At 45.6% G+C, this 18,108-nt stretch carries 13 protein-coding genes; 11 read left to right on the top strand and 2 right to left on the bottom strand.

Features of this window, described 5'->3' with window-relative positions; all coding sequences use genetic code 11:
• The first annotated feature begins 1 nt into the window (after position 1).
• The 4 genes from AC50YO_RS07710 to AC50YO_RS07695 all read left to right on the top strand — a co-directional run bounded on the left by AC50YO_RS07710 (position 2) and on the right by AC50YO_RS07695 (position 10,525).
• Positions 2-427: a GIY-YIG nuclease family protein gene (locus AC50YO_RS07710; protein ID WP_494845459.1), complete on the top strand. Its 426-nt coding sequence runs from the start codon at positions 2-4 to the stop codon at positions 425-427.
• 413 nt (positions 428-840) lie between these two features.
• Positions 841-2,055, top strand: coding sequence for an S-layer homology domain-containing protein (locus tag AC50YO_RS07705; protein WP_494845457.1), 1,215 nt, complete (start codon positions 841-843; stop codon positions 2,053-2,055).
• A gap of 869 nt (positions 2,056-2,924) precedes the next feature.
• The gene (locus AC50YO_RS07700; RefSeq protein ID WP_494845454.1) at positions 2,925-8,546 is read left to right on the top strand and encodes an SdiA-regulated/phytase-like domain-containing protein; all 5,622 of its coding nucleotides are present in this window, start codon (positions 2,925-2,927) and stop codon (positions 8,544-8,546) included.
• A gap of 263 nt (positions 8,547-8,809) precedes the next feature.
• Entirely contained in the window at positions 8,810-10,525 is a 1,716-nt protein-coding gene (locus AC50YO_RS07695; RefSeq protein WP_494845449.1) for a methyl-accepting chemotaxis protein, read from the top strand.
• An 11-nt stretch (positions 10,526-10,536) separates the two neighbouring features.
• Here AC50YO_RS07695 and AC50YO_RS07690 read toward each other — a convergent pair whose 3' ends face one another.
• On the bottom strand, positions 10,537-11,427 hold the full coding sequence (locus AC50YO_RS07690; RefSeq protein ID WP_494845446.1) for a PAS domain-containing protein: 891 nt from the start codon (positions 11,425-11,427) through the stop codon (positions 10,537-10,539).
• Positions 11,428-11,555: 128 nt separating this feature from the next.
• On the opposite strand from AC50YO_RS07690, the gene AC50YO_RS07685 reads away from it, so the two are divergent.
• Positions 11,556-11,957 (top strand): hypothetical protein, encoded by a 402-nt coding sequence (locus AC50YO_RS07685; RefSeq protein WP_494845444.1) that lies wholly within the window; start codon positions 11,556-11,558, stop codon positions 11,955-11,957.
• 20 nt (positions 11,958-11,977) lie between these two features.
• On the opposite strand, the gene AC50YO_RS07680 is transcribed toward AC50YO_RS07685, so the two are convergent.
• On the bottom strand, positions 11,978-13,258 hold the full coding sequence (locus AC50YO_RS07680; RefSeq protein ID WP_494846416.1) for a BaiN/RdsA family NAD(P)/FAD-dependent oxidoreductase: 1,281 nt from the start codon (positions 13,256-13,258) through the stop codon (positions 11,978-11,980).
• A gap of 198 nt (positions 13,259-13,456) precedes the next feature.
• Between AC50YO_RS07680 and AC50YO_RS07675 the strand changes: the two genes are divergently transcribed.
• The 6 genes from AC50YO_RS07675 (at position 13,457) to nadE (ending at position 18,028) form a co-directional block, all read left to right on the top strand.
• Positions 13,457-14,296, top strand: a complete 840-nt coding sequence (locus tag AC50YO_RS07675; RefSeq protein ID WP_494845440.1) for an alpha/beta hydrolase — start codon at positions 13,457-13,459, stop codon at positions 14,294-14,296.
• A 111-nt stretch (positions 14,297-14,407) separates the two neighbouring features.
• Positions 14,408-16,063 (top strand): ATP-binding protein, encoded by a 1,656-nt coding sequence (locus AC50YO_RS07670; RefSeq protein WP_494845435.1) that lies wholly within the window; start codon positions 14,408-14,410, stop codon positions 16,061-16,063.
• An 89-nt stretch (positions 16,064-16,152) separates the two neighbouring features.
• On the top strand, positions 16,153-16,293 hold the full coding sequence (locus AC50YO_RS07665; RefSeq protein WP_494845433.1) for a hypothetical protein: 141 nt from the start codon (positions 16,153-16,155) through the stop codon (positions 16,291-16,293).
• Positions 16,294-16,320: 27 nt separating this feature from the next.
• A complete protein-coding gene (locus AC50YO_RS07660; RefSeq protein WP_494845428.1) occupies positions 16,321-16,692 on the top strand; it encodes a DUF3905 domain-containing protein in 372 nt (123 codons plus the stop codon).
• An 80-nt stretch (positions 16,693-16,772) separates the two neighbouring features.
• Positions 16,773-17,207 carry a BrxA/BrxB family bacilliredoxin gene (locus AC50YO_RS07655; protein WP_494845426.1) on the top strand — a complete coding sequence of 145 codons (435 nt, stop codon included), beginning with the start codon at positions 16,773-16,775 and terminating at the stop codon, positions 17,205-17,207.
• Between the two features lie 11 nt (positions 17,208-17,218).
• Positions 17,219-18,028 carry an NAD(+) synthase gene (gene nadE / locus AC50YO_RS07650; protein ID WP_494845424.1) on the top strand — a complete coding sequence of 270 codons (810 nt, stop codon included), beginning with the start codon at positions 17,219-17,221 and terminating at the stop codon, positions 18,026-18,028.
• The last annotated feature ends 80 nt before the right edge of the window (positions 18,029-18,108 follow it).

The raw sequence follows: 18,108 nt of genomic DNA, 5'->3' as shown, positions 1-18,108 counted from the left end.
GATGAATAAGGATCAGAGGAAGCAAGTGGTCGCGAATTATATGGAGCAGGAACGCGTAATAGGCGTCTACCAAATATCGAATAAGGCGACCGGACGAAGGTATATAGGCTCTACGAGCAACATGGATGGGGCTTGGGGTAGGGAGATGTTTGAGCTGGGCTTTGGTGTTCATAAAAACAAGGATCTTCAGAAGGACTGGAATGCGCTGGGCTCCGATTCATTCGTATTTGAGGTGCTGGATAAGCTTAAGCTGGAAGAAAAGATCAAGTATGACTATAAAGATGTCCTGACACCAGATGCAGAGGAAGGGCAGCCTGCCCAGCGATTGAGACAATACCGGAAATCTGTAGCTGAGCTTGAGAAGCAATGGATTGAGCAGCTTCGCACCGAAGGTGTGGATTGCTACAATATCGGCAAGGAAGAATAAGATGAATGCTCCTGCAGCCGCTAACGGTTAAGGTCGGTTCTGACTTCCAGCTAACATAGAGTTGAGTGAATTAATTAATCAGGCAGTGAGTTAGGGTAGTTCACCCAAGCTTACTGCCTGTTTGAGTTCCTTTCCCGTCAAGGATACTGTTCTGAGATTGAATGTAAGCAATGTGAGCGACAATGCACATAGAGAGAGGGATTGAGAGAATCGACTATAATATAATATTTGACATAAAATGATTAAATAAGGTAATATGTAAATAATTTATTGGATAACAAGCGAAGCACGCTTAAAGCCTCATGGGCTCTTTGTGTGCTTTTTTGCTGTCGCTGCTTCGGTCGGGACGGATATACGAATAGGCATGCAGAGAGAGAATAGAGGAATAAGAACAGATAAGGGAGAGGGAGTTCATGATGAAAAAAACGGCAGTCATTCTAGCAAGTATCAGTTGTGTAGTAGTTTTCATATTCTCGGTGACGGGAATGAGGAATAATTCAGTACATGCAAAGGCAGTAAGTCCCGTATTCACAGATTTATATGGTCACTGGGCCAAATCATCTATTGAAACGGCGGTTCAAGCTGGCATATTGAATGGCTATCCGGATCATACGTTTAAGCCAGATCATCCTATTACACGTGCAGAGCTGTTCAAGGTGATGGCATTAACGTTCGGAATGAAGGTTGAGGGCGGCGGTGGAGGAACGCTGTGGTATAGGCCTTATCAATCTGCGTTAGAGGATGCGAAGCTATATTTCTCAGGGGATTTCGGAGATAAGCTGACGGCTAGTGCCACGCGAGAGGAGATGGCGAAGCTTGCTGTGCGCGTAGCTTATGAGCGATACCGGGGGAAGAAGCTGACGGCGGATGAGGCTATGTTCCGTGCAGTCCATGCGGGGCTGCTGTCACGCACAGGGGCGCAAGCAGAAAGTATTGATCCAAAGGGAACGACGACAAGGGCTCAGGCAGCTGTATTGGTTACTAGGCTATTGAAAATTCAAAAGGGCGCGAAGCTAACAGCAGATCAAGGTGCCTCCAGCGCCGCAGAGATTCAGTGGCATCGTCATAATATGATCACGATGTTCGCGCAGGATGATCTGGTGAAGCTTCCCTATACAGTGAAGATTAACGATAAATATCAGGTGACCATTGATAAGCTTATTGTGCTGGACCCAGTTGATAAGAAGGGCTTTTTTGCAGAATATTTGGAGGGTGCGGAATACTTCGGTGATGTTAATAGCTCAAATGGTTATGTTTTTGCATATAAGTTGATAGGTGAAAGTCTATTAAATTCACCTAGAGAAAGTCAGGTTATTAGTAGTAGTTTTTATATGTATGGAGAAGGGAATTCGGGTATGGTCTCACTAGCACGCAAGTACCATTATATTGACAGCAAAACAATTGAAAGAAAAGGGATATTCGAGAACAAAAGGGCATTAGATTTATCGAAAAAGGGTAATAAAGGACACGATTTTTATTTGCCTACAATAAGTAAAAAATATATTAATGACCAAATTAAATATTTTGGAGCTTTCCCTATTCATTTAGAGAAATTTGGGGGAGCATTTGGAGATCGCAAATACCAAATTTACTTAACGGAAGTGAAGGATCAATGGGCAAAAAGATAAAATTAAAGGCCATTATTGCCATTCTGATACTCCTTTCTTTAAATATAAGCTGGGTTCCTACTTATTCGATGACAGTTTCTGCAGCAACCAATGAAACGATAACAATACCGCAAAAAATTAGTTTTCTTGCAAGCCAAGAATTTAATCCAAATTCATCGTTATCAAATATAAAAGTAGTTCTTCATGTTCCAACAGGATACAGGGCTGCTTCCTATAAGTTATGGATGATGGTAGCGGATGAAAATAAAAATCTAAAATTAGTTCAACGTGCTTCAAGCTTTAGTTTGTCGGGAACTACCTTGAATATAAACAATGTTCCCGGTACAAAAGTCAGATTAACAAATATAGGCCATCAATCAGATATGTACTATGTTGTTAATAGAAGATCTAATGGTACGGAATGGATAGTAGGCAGAAGTAGCAATGGAGGAGGGACTTATTACGTCACACCGCCCAAGGAGGATGATTGTTGGGTAGGGGCGAAAGCGGTATGCCCTGGAGAACTTCCGTTAAAGGATAATCGAGGAATAGCTATAGATAATAAAGTCAGAAGCACTAAAACATCAGTTAACGGAAAAAGCACGCTAAATTATGCTATAGAAGAGAGTGAAGAATTTGCAGGTCCGATAGCTTATAATTTTGATTACTCTGGAAGGAAGACGAGTGTTTATAAAAGTGCAGTAATTGCCTCCACTATAGAAATTATTAATGCAAAATCAAATAGTTACCATGAAGTTTTGAGTTTTGGTAGAGGGAAAGCTGGCTATGGTAGGGTTGAAGTTTCAGTTCCTTTAACCAAAAATAATACTTCTTACAATGAAGAATCCTGCACAGGATGCACAGGCGATGCAATCGCACTAAAATATATCATGAAAACAGATACAGCTTGGAAAGCGGATACTTATTACTACGAGGGCGAGGTCCGAGTTACCTATGAAAAATTGCCAGAGCCTGATAAACCATTTGTAGAATGCTCTTGTTCTGCTAACCCGTCCAATCCAACGTTTACGGGAAAGGACATTCGAGTAAATGCCACACTAAAGGCATCGGTTGGACAAAAGGGTTCTCATCGTATAAAAGAATGGAAGCTATATGGGCGGCTGCAGGATGGGTCGCAGCTACAGACGCAGAAGGTTCCTGTCTTAGAAAGTATTACTCACAAATTCACATTTAATATCCTGCAACCCAAGCTCGATGGAGTAGACAGTTATACTGAAAATATCGTCATGCGAGCAATGGTGTACTTCACCGACGGAACAAGTGAGGAGAAAGCGGTGGACTGTCCTATTACTGTGACAAGGACCGATGAACACCTAACTCCGGGAGGTCCTAATTCAAGCCCGGAACCCTCATTGCCACCGGTAAAGGCAGATATTGAATTTGATCCGCCTGTGATTGTAACAGGAGAAACATCTTCACTTATTAATAAGTCAGAAAATTATGATAATTTAAATTGGAAATTCTCAGCTAACCTATTGGAGGTACTGCCGAATGCTTCTCAATTCGACTATACCAATATTCAGTTTGATAAGCCGGGTGTCTATTATGCCACGCTTCATGCAGCAAACTCCAAGCACGAGGATAGCGACAGCGCTTATCTGCAAGTTATTGATCCTAAGCCAATTGCCGTGGTAGCGGGAGTTCCACGTGCAGTTCAAGGCCGCGACTTCCCTTCGCCCTATAGCTTGAGCAATTCATATACCCCTCTGGCAGATCGCGGAGTGAGGATTGATTTCAGCCGATCAGAGATGCGTTATAAAAGAACGGATGCTGATAGCTATGACAAAGGGTGGCCCACGAAAGTGCCTATGAGTTTAGGCAGCTATAGCATTGAGGGAAAGGTATATGATTCCCAAGCCCGAGCTAGCGAATGGGGCAGTATGCTTCTTGAAGTGGTTCCTGATCAGCCGCCTGTAGTAGATATCCTTGCAGCTGAAGAAGGCTATCGTGCCATGGAGCTTCCCTTATTCATCGAAGCGAGCAGCCCGGATGAGGACCCAATTATCGACTTACTCATTGAGGAGCGATACGATTCTAATAATGACAGCAGCTTCGACGATGAAGTATGGACGACGGTCTACAACGGAAGCTATAAGGATACTCATCTTGTGAATTATACAACGGTAGGCAAACGGCAGTATCGCGCGACCGTCACAGAAGACTATGGATTAACAGGCTCTTCAAACTATGCTCTTACTAACATTACTAATCAAGCCCCTTATGTCGATTTTGCAGCCAGTGGCATCACACAGCAGCCAGATCAGGGAGAAGACAGCACTCCACCTATTACAACCTATACCGCTGATTCTATACGTAGGTCCTGGTCGCTGAAGCTTCCATATACGGGAGGGGACACATCTAAGGCAGCTTGGATGGTCAAGGCGGGCTCTTTAACGACTAAAAATGCAGTTAAGGCTATCTTCCCAAGCGGTTACCCGGATATCGGCAATGGGCCGAATGCTAGATCTTCTTATAATCTGGCACCTGATATAACTATGCTCCCATCGTGGAAGCTTGGTATAGAAGAAAACTATGTGGCTCGAATTTTATCTGGACACCGCATATTAACTTATTATCCCCAAAACTATTTAACCGACTACACAATGGATTTTAACGTTCGTAATGCGAAGAATGGGGAAGTGATGAATTCTTTCACGGTGAGAAAAGAGCAGGAGCAATCATTAACCTATATTCAAGGGGAATTTCTCGGTATAGCACCGAACGAAACTCTTTATATTTCGCATGATCCAGACAAGAGACCCCATTCAAGTGCGAAGAGATTGCTTGCTTATGACTTGAAAGGCAATTTTCTATCTGATATTAGCTTTGATCTGGGTATATTCCCTCAGACAAGAAGTAAGGGGAGTTTAATCGGTTTAACCTTCTCTAAAGATAGCAAATTTCTATATTTAGTTCAGCAGCACAGAAAAAATGATGAGAATGCAGATTTTATTTCACTTACCAAGTTTTCTTTGGAGCATGCGAAGGTGATATGGAGAACAACGGTTTACACGAGTGAGGGGATAGAAACGTTTAATAGAGTTAATCTCACAATAGCTCCTAATGGAAGCAGCTATCTTACCTTTCATGGGAAAAAACCTCAAATGGACAGCAAAGTATGGTTTGCCGCCGTTAGTAAGGATGGCGCTTTGTTGAGAACGGACCTGTATGGAGCAGGAAGCGGCTCATTTCCGACCATCTCGGAGGATGGCAGTCTGATCTATGTCCATGCGGCTATGGTGAACAAAGGCAGCTATTATAACCATAGGAATCTGCTTAAAGTATATAGGGCAGCTGCGGACACTATTGTTGATATACGAACATCCGTCATGGGCGAATACCTCTCTTTAAGTGATCTAGGCGAAATCCCACGTGTCGTAAGTCCAATAGTGACAGGGAGTGGAGCCGTTTTTATTCCAGCATACATGCAGTTTTATGGCGGTATCTTCGATAAGTGGGGAAATGCTCTACCTGGAATTTCAGGGATGCCTGAAGGGCTTGGGGAAGGTGGCAAGTCATTCTATCAGCCAGCTGGCGATGTGCTGTCGATGGTACAAGGAGCTCAGAACAAAAGCATATCCTTTGATTTATACAAAGATAACTCTTTCTATAAGAAGCTGACGGATACGGTTCCTATCTCAGGAGGCTGGAGATTAAATGATACTTCCGAAATAACGCCGGACGGTGCTGTATATACGTTCTCTTCTTTCTATGGCATTACAGATACTAGCGGAGCATGGCAAGGGCTTCTGCCTGAGTACTATATTACGCCTATAGTGCCGGCTAATGGAGCCTCATATCCGATTGCAAAGGACGAAGAAACAGTCGAAATTATGGATGATGAGTGGGGAGGTTTATTCTATGATCCTCACAGCACGATGCACAATCAAGTATTGGAATTTAATGTTGCAGTTAATACGATGGCTAATGACAAAATGATCGGCGCTGCTATACAGATTCAGAATGAAAAGAATATGTATGCATTAGAGTGGATGAACGATATTCTTACTCTTTACAAAGTAGTCAATGGCAAGAAAATCGCATTGTCTGCCGCTAATAAGATACGAGCTCCTTATTTGCCCTATGCAGTAAAGCTGGAAGCAGCTGCAGGGACGCTGCGGTTAACGATTAATGGCGTGATACAGCTGGAAGCACAAGACAGCACTTATAAAAAAGGCTCTGCCGGCATTATGTCTCTGGGGCAGCAGCAAGCATCATTCCATGGAATAAAGCGAACGAATTACGGAACTACCGTCCCGGAGGAAACCTTCGAAGCCGTATTAATTGGAGAACAAATTGACTATAAGAAGCTGTTCAATGATCCTGAGGCGGATAGAAAAGCGAGAGAGGAGTGGAGCTACGAGCATGATCCCACGTACTTCGCTATTCCACTTGGACGGAGTGAATTTGCTGGGCGAGCCTTCCCGGATTCTCTGAACAGCTTGGACAAGCCGGGAAGATTCCAAATTACTCATCGGGCTGAGGATAATCCGGGGTTGCCTGCTTATGCCAAATGGTCGGAGCCTGTAACCAAAAATCTCTACGTGCATAGGAGACCAATAGCGTTGCCGGAGGTTGCTTTTACCGGAATTGTCTATATTGAGGGAGAGGCGCTGGATTATCTTTCTCTAGACCAATCGTATGACCCGGATGCTCCAGACCGTCTGGCTGAGAGGGTATTCCGGACAAGGTGGGCAGATGAGTCAGCTTGGACAGCAGGGCAACGCAGTATTTACAGCCGTCCAGGGGTAGAATTGGTTATCCAAGAGCAAGTGAAGGATATTCATGGGGCATGGTCATACTGGTCTGAGACGAGAGTTTATAAAAAAATGCTCCCTCCTGTCAATCAGACGAAGCCGGAGATGGAGATTACACTGCCATCGGGTACAAAAGCTAATCCGATGGTATTAACGAAAGAGCCTGAAGTTCATTGGCTGTATCATGATCGTGAGAATGATCAGCAAGAGCAGTACAGATTGGCCTTTACCTATGACGATACTAATGAACAAGCGTTGAAGCTGCAAATTCATGGAGATAATCGCAGCTATGAGGTTGCTGTTGGCATGCTGAACCCAGGGCGAGTCATTCGTGTGCAAGGGCAGGTCTATTCCAAGGGGCTATGGTCCAATCAGAGCAACATCGTGTATATGATTATAGATACGGCTCCAGAGACAATGCTGCTTAACTTTAACGGCCCGAGTGCTGAACTTCCCATTTACACCAATAAGAATAATCCGAGCCTTCAAGTAGCAGTCGTTGATCGCGAGAAGCATCCTGCTGTCTTTGTGGATTATGAGGTGTTTCAGAGCTTGGACGGCATGATGGTTGTAGATACGAATCAGGCAACCCGCTCGCAAATTTATACAACACCGAAGCTTCGGGAAGGGCTCCATTATTGGCGCGCCAGAGCTTATGATGGATATCTATGGGGCAGCTATCCGCCGGTGGGTTACTTTTTTGTAGATACGGTTCCTCCAGATGATGTGAATGAACAACTAACCATTGAAGCAGCCTCGGTAACGGTTCGGTTTGATGCTTTTCGTGATGCAGCCCCTTCCTCGGGCCATGCATCAAGAGCTTTTTACATGCAGAAGGTTAATGCGAATGATTCACTCACAGAAATTGATCTAAGTGGCGATGGCGTGGCGGAGTATAGTCTTCCGCTTGCCAATAGTGCCCGCAGTTATCATGTGAAAGGATTACAGCCAGGCAGCGAGTATCGAGTGACGGTTATCGACTACGATACAGCAGGCAATCAAGGCAAATATGCTTATATTTACTTCAATACGAATCGTCCTCCGACAGCCGACTTTGCTTGGTCCCCGAAGCCCGTATACGAAGGGGATCTCACCACCTTTGTCACAGATGTTAGTGATCCGGATCAGGATCAGCTGGAAGTTAAGTATGTGATGAAGAGCCCGACGGGTGAGACGCAATCCTTTTTATACAAAATCACTAGTCCCTATTCTATGGATGGGCCAAAGCTTCCAATGAAGCAGACAGGGATATGGCTGATTACCATGACGGTTAGTGATGGTATCGCTGATCCGATTGTGATTACCCGGAACATTCAGGTTCTCCCGTTAAGTATGGAGGGACAAGTTCTCCATAGCCCTTTGTGGAATGAATATCGGGAAGCCTACAATAGTAAAGCGAGCGGTACGGTTCACTCACCGCGAGGCTATGATGTGTTCTGGGCAGGAGAGAAATTCCTCCTATCGGCAGACACGACAGCTACGAACACAGCAACGAAAGCAGAACGTGTAGAAGTTGTAATGGGAAGCTATCGTATCCCGCTTTTACCCAAGGACGGTGCTAGAACGAAGTGGAGGGGAGAACTGTGGGACATATCCTTCGAGAAGCTGAAGGATGGGCCGATTACCTTTGAATTTGTAGCTTACTATAGTAATGGGGTGATTAAGCGGGATTCAGTGATTGTTACAATAGAAGGAACAAGCTATGATCTGTTAGGTGTACACCGAGTCAAATGAAGAAAAAGCAAAAAGCGTCCTCTTTAACCATCAAATGGTTTTAAAGGACTCTTTTTGTATTTTATTTAAATAATGCGTTTAAACTAAGTGCCATTTGTTTAAAGTTTTAAACTTTTATTTGCAAGAAGGAGAAAAGGGAGTCAAATCCGATGAGAATGATTACGAATAGGGTGGTTTATATGGAATTTAGGACTTTTATCCTTGTTTGATAGTGGGATATACTTAATATAACCATATTTTATAGGACTAATGGAGGGTGCTAAGTGAAATTCAAATGGAGAATATCAGTAAGTCAAAGATTAACCCTTTCCTTCTTAGCCATTATGATTATACTAGTGAGCAATGGCGTTCTAAGCTTGAATATGATGAACAAAATGAATGCCAATACGCAAGAAATTGCCCAAGTATGGATGAACAGCACGAGACTAATCTATGAGATCAATTACTCAAATGAACATCTGTTCACGGTTCAGTACAAATTACTTGCTGAATCAGACCCGGCGAAGCGCAAAAAGCTTGAAGCTGACGGCGAAAAAACAATTAAGGCATTGGATGAGAAATACAATGCTTTTATAACAGGCTCCAAGCATAAACAAAGCATTCACTTATCCAAAAATCTGTATGGTGAATGGAGAGCTTACATTGAGCATTACCGCACCTTGGTTAAATTCGTAAATGGACAAGCGGACAACGCTCAGGCAGCCGAAGCGCTTACCAAATCAGAACGTTCTTATAATGGGATGATAACGTATGTCGATTCGATCGTACATATTAACGAGCAGGGTGCGCAGGCGGCAGAGGAATCCAGCGAGAAGCTGAACAAGGAAGGCATTACAACGATAGGCTGGAGTATTGCAGTGGCTATGCTGCTTGTTATCGGACTATTGATCTATATTCGTAAAACAATCTCGCTCCCTATTAAACATTCCTCCAAAGTATTGGAGGAGGTAGCTAAGGGTTCCTTAGCCGTGACGATTCCGACTGTACGCAGCCGTGACGAGATTGGTACGATGGTTCAATCGCTCGGGGCGATGGTGGCATCTCTTCGGGATACGCTGCAAGGCGTACAGGCAGCTTCGACGAGTATTTCAGCATCCTCGGAAGAAATGCTAGCCGCCGCAGAGCAGAATGCAAGCTCCGCGGAGCAGGCTTCCACAATGTTCAACGAAGCGGCTGCCGGCTCGCAGGATCAACTGCAGAACTTTGAAGAAATCAGTCGTTCCTCTGAAGAGATGGCAATCAGTACACAGCAAATTGCTGAGAGCAGCTCTTATGCGGCAGAGCTGTCAGCGAATGCTGCGGCACAAGCGAAGCTTGGAAGCGAGACGATCGGACAAGCTGTGGTAACGATGGAATCCATTGATGCAACTGTGCGCTCAGCCGCTGAGCATGTAGAATTGCTGGAAGAGCATATGCGCAATGTGGGATCGATTACAGATCTCATTGGGACCATTTCGAAGCAGACGAATTTGCTCGCCTTGAATGCGGCTATTGAGGCTGCACGCGCTGGAGAAGCAGGCCGAGGATTCGCAGTAGTGGCGGAGGAAGTGCGTAAGCTATCTACCCAAACGGCTAATTCTGTATCGGAGATAGCCGCCGTCATTACGAAGATTAAAGCAGATACGGTGCTGACGGTAGATAAGATGGCTGCTAGCCGTGAAGAGACGATGAAGGGATTAGCGAGTGTGAATGCGGCTGGCCTTTCCTTTGGACAAATTGCGGAGGCCTCCAGCGATGTTTCTAGCAAGATCGAAGAGGTAGCAGCAGCTGCTGAGGAGCTGGCGGCAAGCTCAGAGCAAGTAAGCTCATCCATTGAGCAGCTAACAGATATCGCGCGGCGTACGTATGATATTGCCCGTAATGTAGCGGCAGGTGCAGAACGACAAACAGCCTCTGCAGAAGAAATTGCATCGGCAGCGGGCGGTTTGACGGAAATATCGCAGGACTTGAATGATCTGGTCATGAAATTTTCATTCTAATTTATTTACGGTCAGCGCTTGTAGCTGCTCCAGATCGTCTCTGGCTTCACCCCCAGTGCTCCAGCAATCAATTGTGCTGTGAGACGCTGGGGCTTTTTTATTTTGCCATTGCGAATTTTGGATATCGTGGTCAAAGAAATTAGTGTTTGCCGAGATAGCTCACTGGCAGACATATTGCTGCTGAGCATGAGCATTCTCAGCTTCAGTGCGGAATCCTCATCCTTGGATTGCCTATTAATATCTGTCAGGAGAATGACGTAATTTCGAAATGCTTTATTCCCATGATAGAACGGTCTAATGATGGCAGAGGTCAAATACTTGGTATCGTTGAACGAAAAGGCTAATTCGACCTGCTCGATAGTCCCATTATTGCGAGCATAGTCCATGGCGCGTCGAAGCGGCTTTCGGTATTCCTCGTGGACATTGTTGAACAACTGCTGATTAACCAAGTCGGATGGCCGATAATTCAATGGGGAATAGGATCTTGTTGTACTGGCGATCAAAAATTTACTCGTGATGCACAGAATCAGCGTGACCTTGTTATCCATAGTGAATTCATCAATCCATCGTACATGCGACAAATCTTTGCAGATGACCATATAATACGAGCGATTCTCTACTAATAGCTTAGTACAGGTAAGCTTGACCGGGACAATCATGCCTGATTTTGCCACAAAATCAAGCTCCATACTATATTCTTGATCTACGCTTAACGGATGAATGACTTGATCGAAGCTGAGATTCTCTTTGAGCAGCATGTCTGGACTGGCATCTATCAGCTCTTGTTTCTTATAGCCTGTTAAAGAGATAAAAGCTTGATTAATATCGCGAATATGCCAGCGGCTATGCTCGTAATATACGATAAACATAGGATCAGCTAATAAATAAAAGATACTATGCATGTTATGGGCCACCTTACTTAATTAATAATAGTAATAAAAAAGGATAAATAACGGATTCATTCATAAAAAGAGCGGCCACTAGGGCAACCTAATAAAGGCTTGATTAGAAAAAGGGAGATGAATACGTCATGACGAGTTCGGCGATCATGTTTGAATTCACTGATAATCGCAGTGCCGCGGTTGCCTGCGAGCTGCTGCAGGAGCTAGGGTATGAACCGCTGCTGCATGAAGAGAATCGGGTGCATATTCATGTGGATGGCAGTGATCTGACCTCTGCTCTCGAAATAGCACAGTCGTATGGCGGTCAGCTATTGGAACAATCGTCCATTAGCGCAAGTGCGGTCACCGAGACGGCCTATTCCTTGAACGGAATAACGATCCCAGCTCATATCGTGAATGAGGATTGGAGCGATGCTTACTCTCAATCAGAAGATGGACTCCATAATAGAGATGACGCATCGGATTATAGTGACGAATTTCTGCCAGATCCAGGCACGTACGGTCACTTTTCTGGCGATGTGCGAATATGAGCAGAGAAAAAAGAAAGGCCTTAGCTGCTTGCTGCTGCTAAGGCTGCTTTTTTACTGGCATGGGTACCAGCGGCATAGCCTGTAGAGAAGGCGGCCGTTATGTTATACCCTCCTGTATAGCCATGAATATCAAGGATTTCCCCGCAGAAGTAGAGTCCGTCCATAAGCTTGGATTCCATCGTAGTAGGATCAATTTCCTTCAGATTCACGCCGCCGCCTGTTACGAACGCTTCCTTCAAAGACAATGTCCCATAGGCCCTGATCTGAAAGGCTTTAATAAGCTTGGCAAGGGCCATCCATGCTTGCTTGGGAATGTTGTCAAAGGTAAGGCTGTCATTCAATTGTGCCTCTGCGAGCAGAAGCGGGATTAGCTTCTCAGGCAAATAGCCTTTGAGGACGTTTTTAATACTTTTTTTGGACTCAAGCTTCGCGAGAGCGAGCGTTTCTGCATAAATTTCATCTACGCTTTTATCCGGCTGAAGGTCAATGGCAAGGATGACATTGCCGTTATTCGATTGTTTGAGTGCTTTTACAACAAATTGGCTGCATCGCAGCGCAACCGGGCCGGAGATCCCAAAGTGAGTGAACAGCAAGTCCCCATGATGCTCGATCACCTTCTTGCCTTTCGCGTTCCAGACGGACAAGCCAATATCGCGAAGGGATAGCCCTTGAAGCTCCTTCGATTGAATGAAAGGCTCGTTAGAAGTAATCGGAACCTCGGTAGGAAATAGCTCGGTTATCGTGTGCCCTGCTTTTTCAGCCCAAGCGTATCCATCGCCAGTTGATCCGGTATGAGGGACGGATTTTCCTCCTGCTGCAATAATGACACTTCGTCCATGAATCGTTTCATTGGATTTCAGACGAACGCCAGACACTGCTCCGCCAGAGTATAGCACCTCTTCAATCGGCGAATTAACACGAATAGCTACGCCTTGGTTGCGGACTTGAGCAACTAGAGCATCGACGACCGTCTTTGCCTTGTCTGTGACAGGGAACATTCTCCCGTTATCCTCTTCCTTGAGAAGAATGCCCAAATTCTCGAAAAAAGCGATAATATCCTTGTTGCTAAAGCTTGAAAAGGCGCTATATAGGAATCTTCCATTCCCGGGTATATGCTTGATGAGCTCATCAAGGTCTTTGTTATTCGTTACGTTGCATCTTCCGCCGCCAGATATGCCGAGCTTGCGCCCTAATTTATCTCCCTTGTCCAGCAAAAGAACTTTTTGTCCATTCAGGCTGGCTGCGATACTAGCCATAAGTCCTGCCGAACCGCCGCCAATAATAATTACATCGTACATAATGTACTCCTTTTCTATAACTCCAATGATTGTCAGGCAAGCTTATGTTACCAATTCTACCTTCTATTTGTTATGTTTATACGAATGAGAGGTAGTAAAGCAGTAATAGAGCATTAGACTGCTATTATAAGCGAGGAAAGCCTCATACAGGAAGAGAATATATATATAATGATTATCCTTTCAAGGGAGGCATGGTTATTCATGAAGCGCTCGGCATGGGCTATGAACGGGGAGAACAGCTCGACGATTTATATAAGGGAATGGATGCCAGAGGCAGAAGAGCCTATAAAGGGTGTTGTCTGCATCGTACATGGGATGGGGGAGCATGGGGAGCGTTATGCGTATGTCGCCAAGAAACTGACTGAGCAGGGCTTCGCTGTGATTGCCCATGATCAGCAGGGACATGGGCAATCCTCAGGCAAGAGAGGGCATGTGTCCACGATTGACTCTGCCGTGCGCAATACGGAGCTCGTGCTGGAGCAAGCGAGAGAAAGGCATCAGGATGTGCCGCTCTTTCTATACGGTCATAGTATGGGCGGCAATGTTGCGCTTAATTGTGCGCTTAGACAGAGGCTGAAGCTGCAAGGGCTTATTCTTGGAAGCCCATGGCTTAGATTGGCCTTTAAGCCTGCTGCTGTACAAGTGTTTCTGGCCAAGCGCATCGTTCGAATTGCCCCATCTCTGTCGCAGGACACGGGGTTGAAGCCAAGGGATCTGTTCCGTCCAGGCTTTGCAGGCGCATCACCTGTGGAGAATGACCCATTATGCCATACGAGAATAACAGTTCAGACCTTCACGGAGATTAATGAGGCTGGGGAATGGGCAATTGCCCATTGCGGTGAGCTTGCGATGCCGGTATTGCTCATGCACGGAACGGCTGATCGTATTACTTCTTACGAGGCAAGTGAAGAGATCGCTGCGCGAATCGGGGAACGGTGTTCTTTCCTCTCTTGGGAGAATGGCTTGCATGAGCTGCATAATGATCTTGAAGGCGACCATGTTATTCAAAAAGTGACAGACTGGCTTAACATCCAATTGTAAAAAAAGAGTGTTTATGTTTTAATCGGACTAACAGGTAAATTAGTAAAATGTTACATTAGTTTACATTTGGCAAAGCAGCTGGAAAAGCGATAAGAGGGAGACGGATCGTCTGTGTTAAAAGAGATGCTCTTGCAATTCTTCATTTCTTTGTTGCCGTTGTTTATTTTTCAACTAAGGCATAGCGTTAGTAAGAATTGGCGTACCGTTCCTCTATTTCTCTCTGCTGTCAGTGGGGCCTCGATGGTGCTGTGTATGTTGGCGGCGATGGACTATAATGGCTACGCAGTAGATCTGAGGCTCGTACCTTATATCATTGGTTCTTTATATGGGGGAACGTATGCATTTGCAGCCTTGACCATTCTGTATGTCCTATTACGTCTTCTGGTAATAGATGCAGGACTGTCACTGGGTATGCTTATCCTCTTCATCATCGTCCTGATTCCGATGATGCTGTCTGGGATTCGGTTATTCCAGCGAGCTTCGAGTACGCAAAAAAAGCTTATCGCAATAGGCTTGACCAGTATGGTCATGCTCTATTACTTCGTAACTATAGCCGTTTATGTAGCGATTAAGAGCATTGACGTCTCTAGCAATCTGCTTATTTTTGAAGGATTGATGATAGCAGCGTCAGCTGCGGTTGTCTGGTTCAGTGTTTTTATTATTGAAAGCCTGCAGGAGAACAGGCAGCTGCACGAAGAGGTGCATCGCGTATCTACTAGATATCGGTACGAAGTGGACAAGCTCCAGCAATTTATTGATGAGACGATGTTTGCTGTCATTATTGTTGATCATCAGGGCCGGATTACCCATCTTAATGATATGGGAAGACAGTTGTTCAAACCTTGTGCAGATAAGATCGCTTATATGGGTGAGCATTTCTCCAACTTCTTCGACCGTGATCATCATGACTTCGAGATCAAGCTGCTGCAAGCAGCGTTGAAAGGCAGCAAAACACAGCTTGAGCCTAGACAGGAAGGGAATCGAACGCTGCTTGCCACGTCTTTTGGCATACATAATCTTCAGAATGGCACGATCACTGGAGCTGCTCTCGTCACGCAGGATGTAACGGAGCTCTGGCTTCTGCGCGACGAGGTCGGAAGAATGGAGCGGCTTAGTCTGGTTGGACAGATGGCTGCGAGCATTACCCATGAAATCAGGAACCCTATGGCGGTCATTCGGGGCTTTGTTCAGCTAATGAAGGAGAGAAGTCCAGAGCATCAGGAGCATTATTATCGGATCGTTATCGAGGAACTTGATCGCGCTAATCATATCATTAGCGATTTCTTGTCGCTTGCCCAGAATCGCTCGTTGATCATGGAGAAATACTCGCTGAACGCGATTATTCAGGAAATGCAGCCCCTTCTGGAAGCGGATGCGAACATGCGCGGGCAGAGCATGTCCGTCCATTTATGCGAATACATGCCTCCCCTTATGCTCAATGATAAAGAGATCAAACAACTTGTGCTCAATCTGGCGCGTAACGGGATGGAAGCGATGGAAGATAAGGGAGCGCTGCATTTACATACTTCCTATGATACAGAGCAGGATCGAATCGAGCTAAGGATACGTGATGAAGGAATAGGCATCTCTCAAGAACAGATGAAGAGATTGTTCGAGCCTTTTTTTACGACCAAATCAAGAGGAACCGGTCTCGGCTTGCCCCTGTGCCTAAGTATCGCAGAGCGTCATAATGGACGCATAGATGTTGATTCGGAGGAGGGCCAAGGAACGACCTTTATTGTCTCCTTCCAGTGCAAATCTGCTTAATGTTGAATAAGCAGGAACATAAAGCGCTTATCGCTCGTGCATACTAGCTAAGGAAGAACAACCAGATAAAAGCGGGAGGGTTCAGACTTATGTCACAGCATAGCGCGGACAAAGGAAGCTCACAGGAGCAGATTAAGCAAGCAACGGATAATAATAAGGCTCGTTCTAATACACCGGGGGATCAAGGCTTCGATAAGAAGCTCGACGGGCCTAATCGCCCTGCAACATAGACAACTGTCTATGGGAGGTTCCAAGGCATGAGCAACAATGATGATCCGGCACTAGACCCTTACGAGATTGCTTTTCTTCCGGAGTTCAAGAAGGGCAGAGGCAATCCGGAGCCGTTCGTTAACGAATACGGTGTTGTTATCGGAGACCATATGTACGAATCTGCGCATTCTCCTCTTAATCAATGGAGCGTCGATACGGACCCAGCTGTAATGGCGGGCGATCAGTGGGTGCATCCTTTTAAGGATATAGGCTTCTTGACAGCAGAGAATCGCGATTTGTTCGAGCGCGGAATTGCTCCACAGGCAGCGACATTTATGCATCCTGATAAAAATGTCTCTTACCGCACAAGCGAGCCTAATGAGGAGCCCCAATTGACAGCGGATCAGCAGCCGGAGTGAACTCACTCCGGTTGCTTTATTTTCCTAAGAGACGGTATAATAGTAACTAAACTTGGTTATTAAAAAGGAGTGTGTTTCAAATGTCGATGTCATTTGAGAGATATATGCTAGATATGGTTCAACCGATGCGTGATGATCTTACACGTCTAGGAATTAAAGAGCTTCGCACACCAGAGGAAGTTGCAGAAGCATTGCCAGAATCCAAAGGAACAGCACTCGTTGTTGTCAACTCGGTATGCGGCTGTGCTGCTGGACAATGCCGTCCGGGCGTAGCACAAGCTTTGGGACATGATATTACACCTGATCATTTGTATACGGTATTCGCAGGTCAAGATAAAGAGGCAACGGCTAAGGCTCGTGAATATTTCGCGCCATACCCGCCGTCTTCACCTTCCATCGCTTTGATGAAGGACGGAGAGCTTGTTCATTTCATTGAACGTCATCAGATCGAGAACCGTTCTGCTGCGGATATCGCAGCTGATCTGTCTGAAGCGTTTGACCGCTTCTGCCGTTAATAGGAGGAACTATGAGCTTACAACAAGAGATCATTAAGCGCTTTGGTGTGAAGCCTGAGATTGATCCGAACGAAGAAATTCGCAAGCGCGTCGATTTTCTGAAGCAATATGTGCAGCAATCGGGCACTACAGGTCTCTTGATCGCGATAAGCGGAGGAATTGACAGTGCTGTAGTAGCAGGCCTGTGTAAGCAAGCTACAGATGAGCTGTCTGCGGAGACAGGCCGCGAGTATATGACGCTTGGTGTCTATCAGCCTTACAGCGAGCAATCCGATATTTCGGACAGCTATGCAGTAGCTGAAGCATTCGCGCTCAAGCATACGGTGGAGACGAATATCGGCGAAGCCGTTGATGAAATTTCCATTGAGGCTGAGCATGGCTTGAAGAAGCTTGGCTTGCCGCGCCATCTGAGCCGCGGCGGCAAAGGCAACGTGAAAGCAAGAACTCGCATGGTCGTGCAATATGCGCTTGCCTTCGAGCTCAATCTGCTTGTTGTCGGAACGGATCATGCATCCGAGGCGATAACCGGATTCTACACCAAGTGGGGCGACGGAGCAGTCGACATTACTCCGATGAGCTCTCTGAACAAGCGTCAGGTTCGTCAGCTTGCTGCCGTTCTTGGCGTGCCGCAATCTATTCTCGACAAAGCACCTACAGCCGGCCTATGGGACGGCCAGACGGATGAGGCAGAGCTCGGCATTCTATATGACGAGAACAGCGCTTATCTCGAAGGCAAAGCGATTGGTGCTGAGGCACAAGAGAAGCTGGAAAAGCAGTATTTGAAGACAGAGCACAAGCGCTCACATATTCCCGGCATTTAACACTTGATGAAAGGTGGGGCAGGTTCGATACCTGTTCCGCCTTTTTTTGTGCAGTAGAGGAAATTACTATTTAGGCTGGT

This window comes from Paenibacillus sp. J22P59, assembly GCF_059383895.1.
This window is presented reverse-complemented; position numbering and strand designations above follow the sequence as displayed.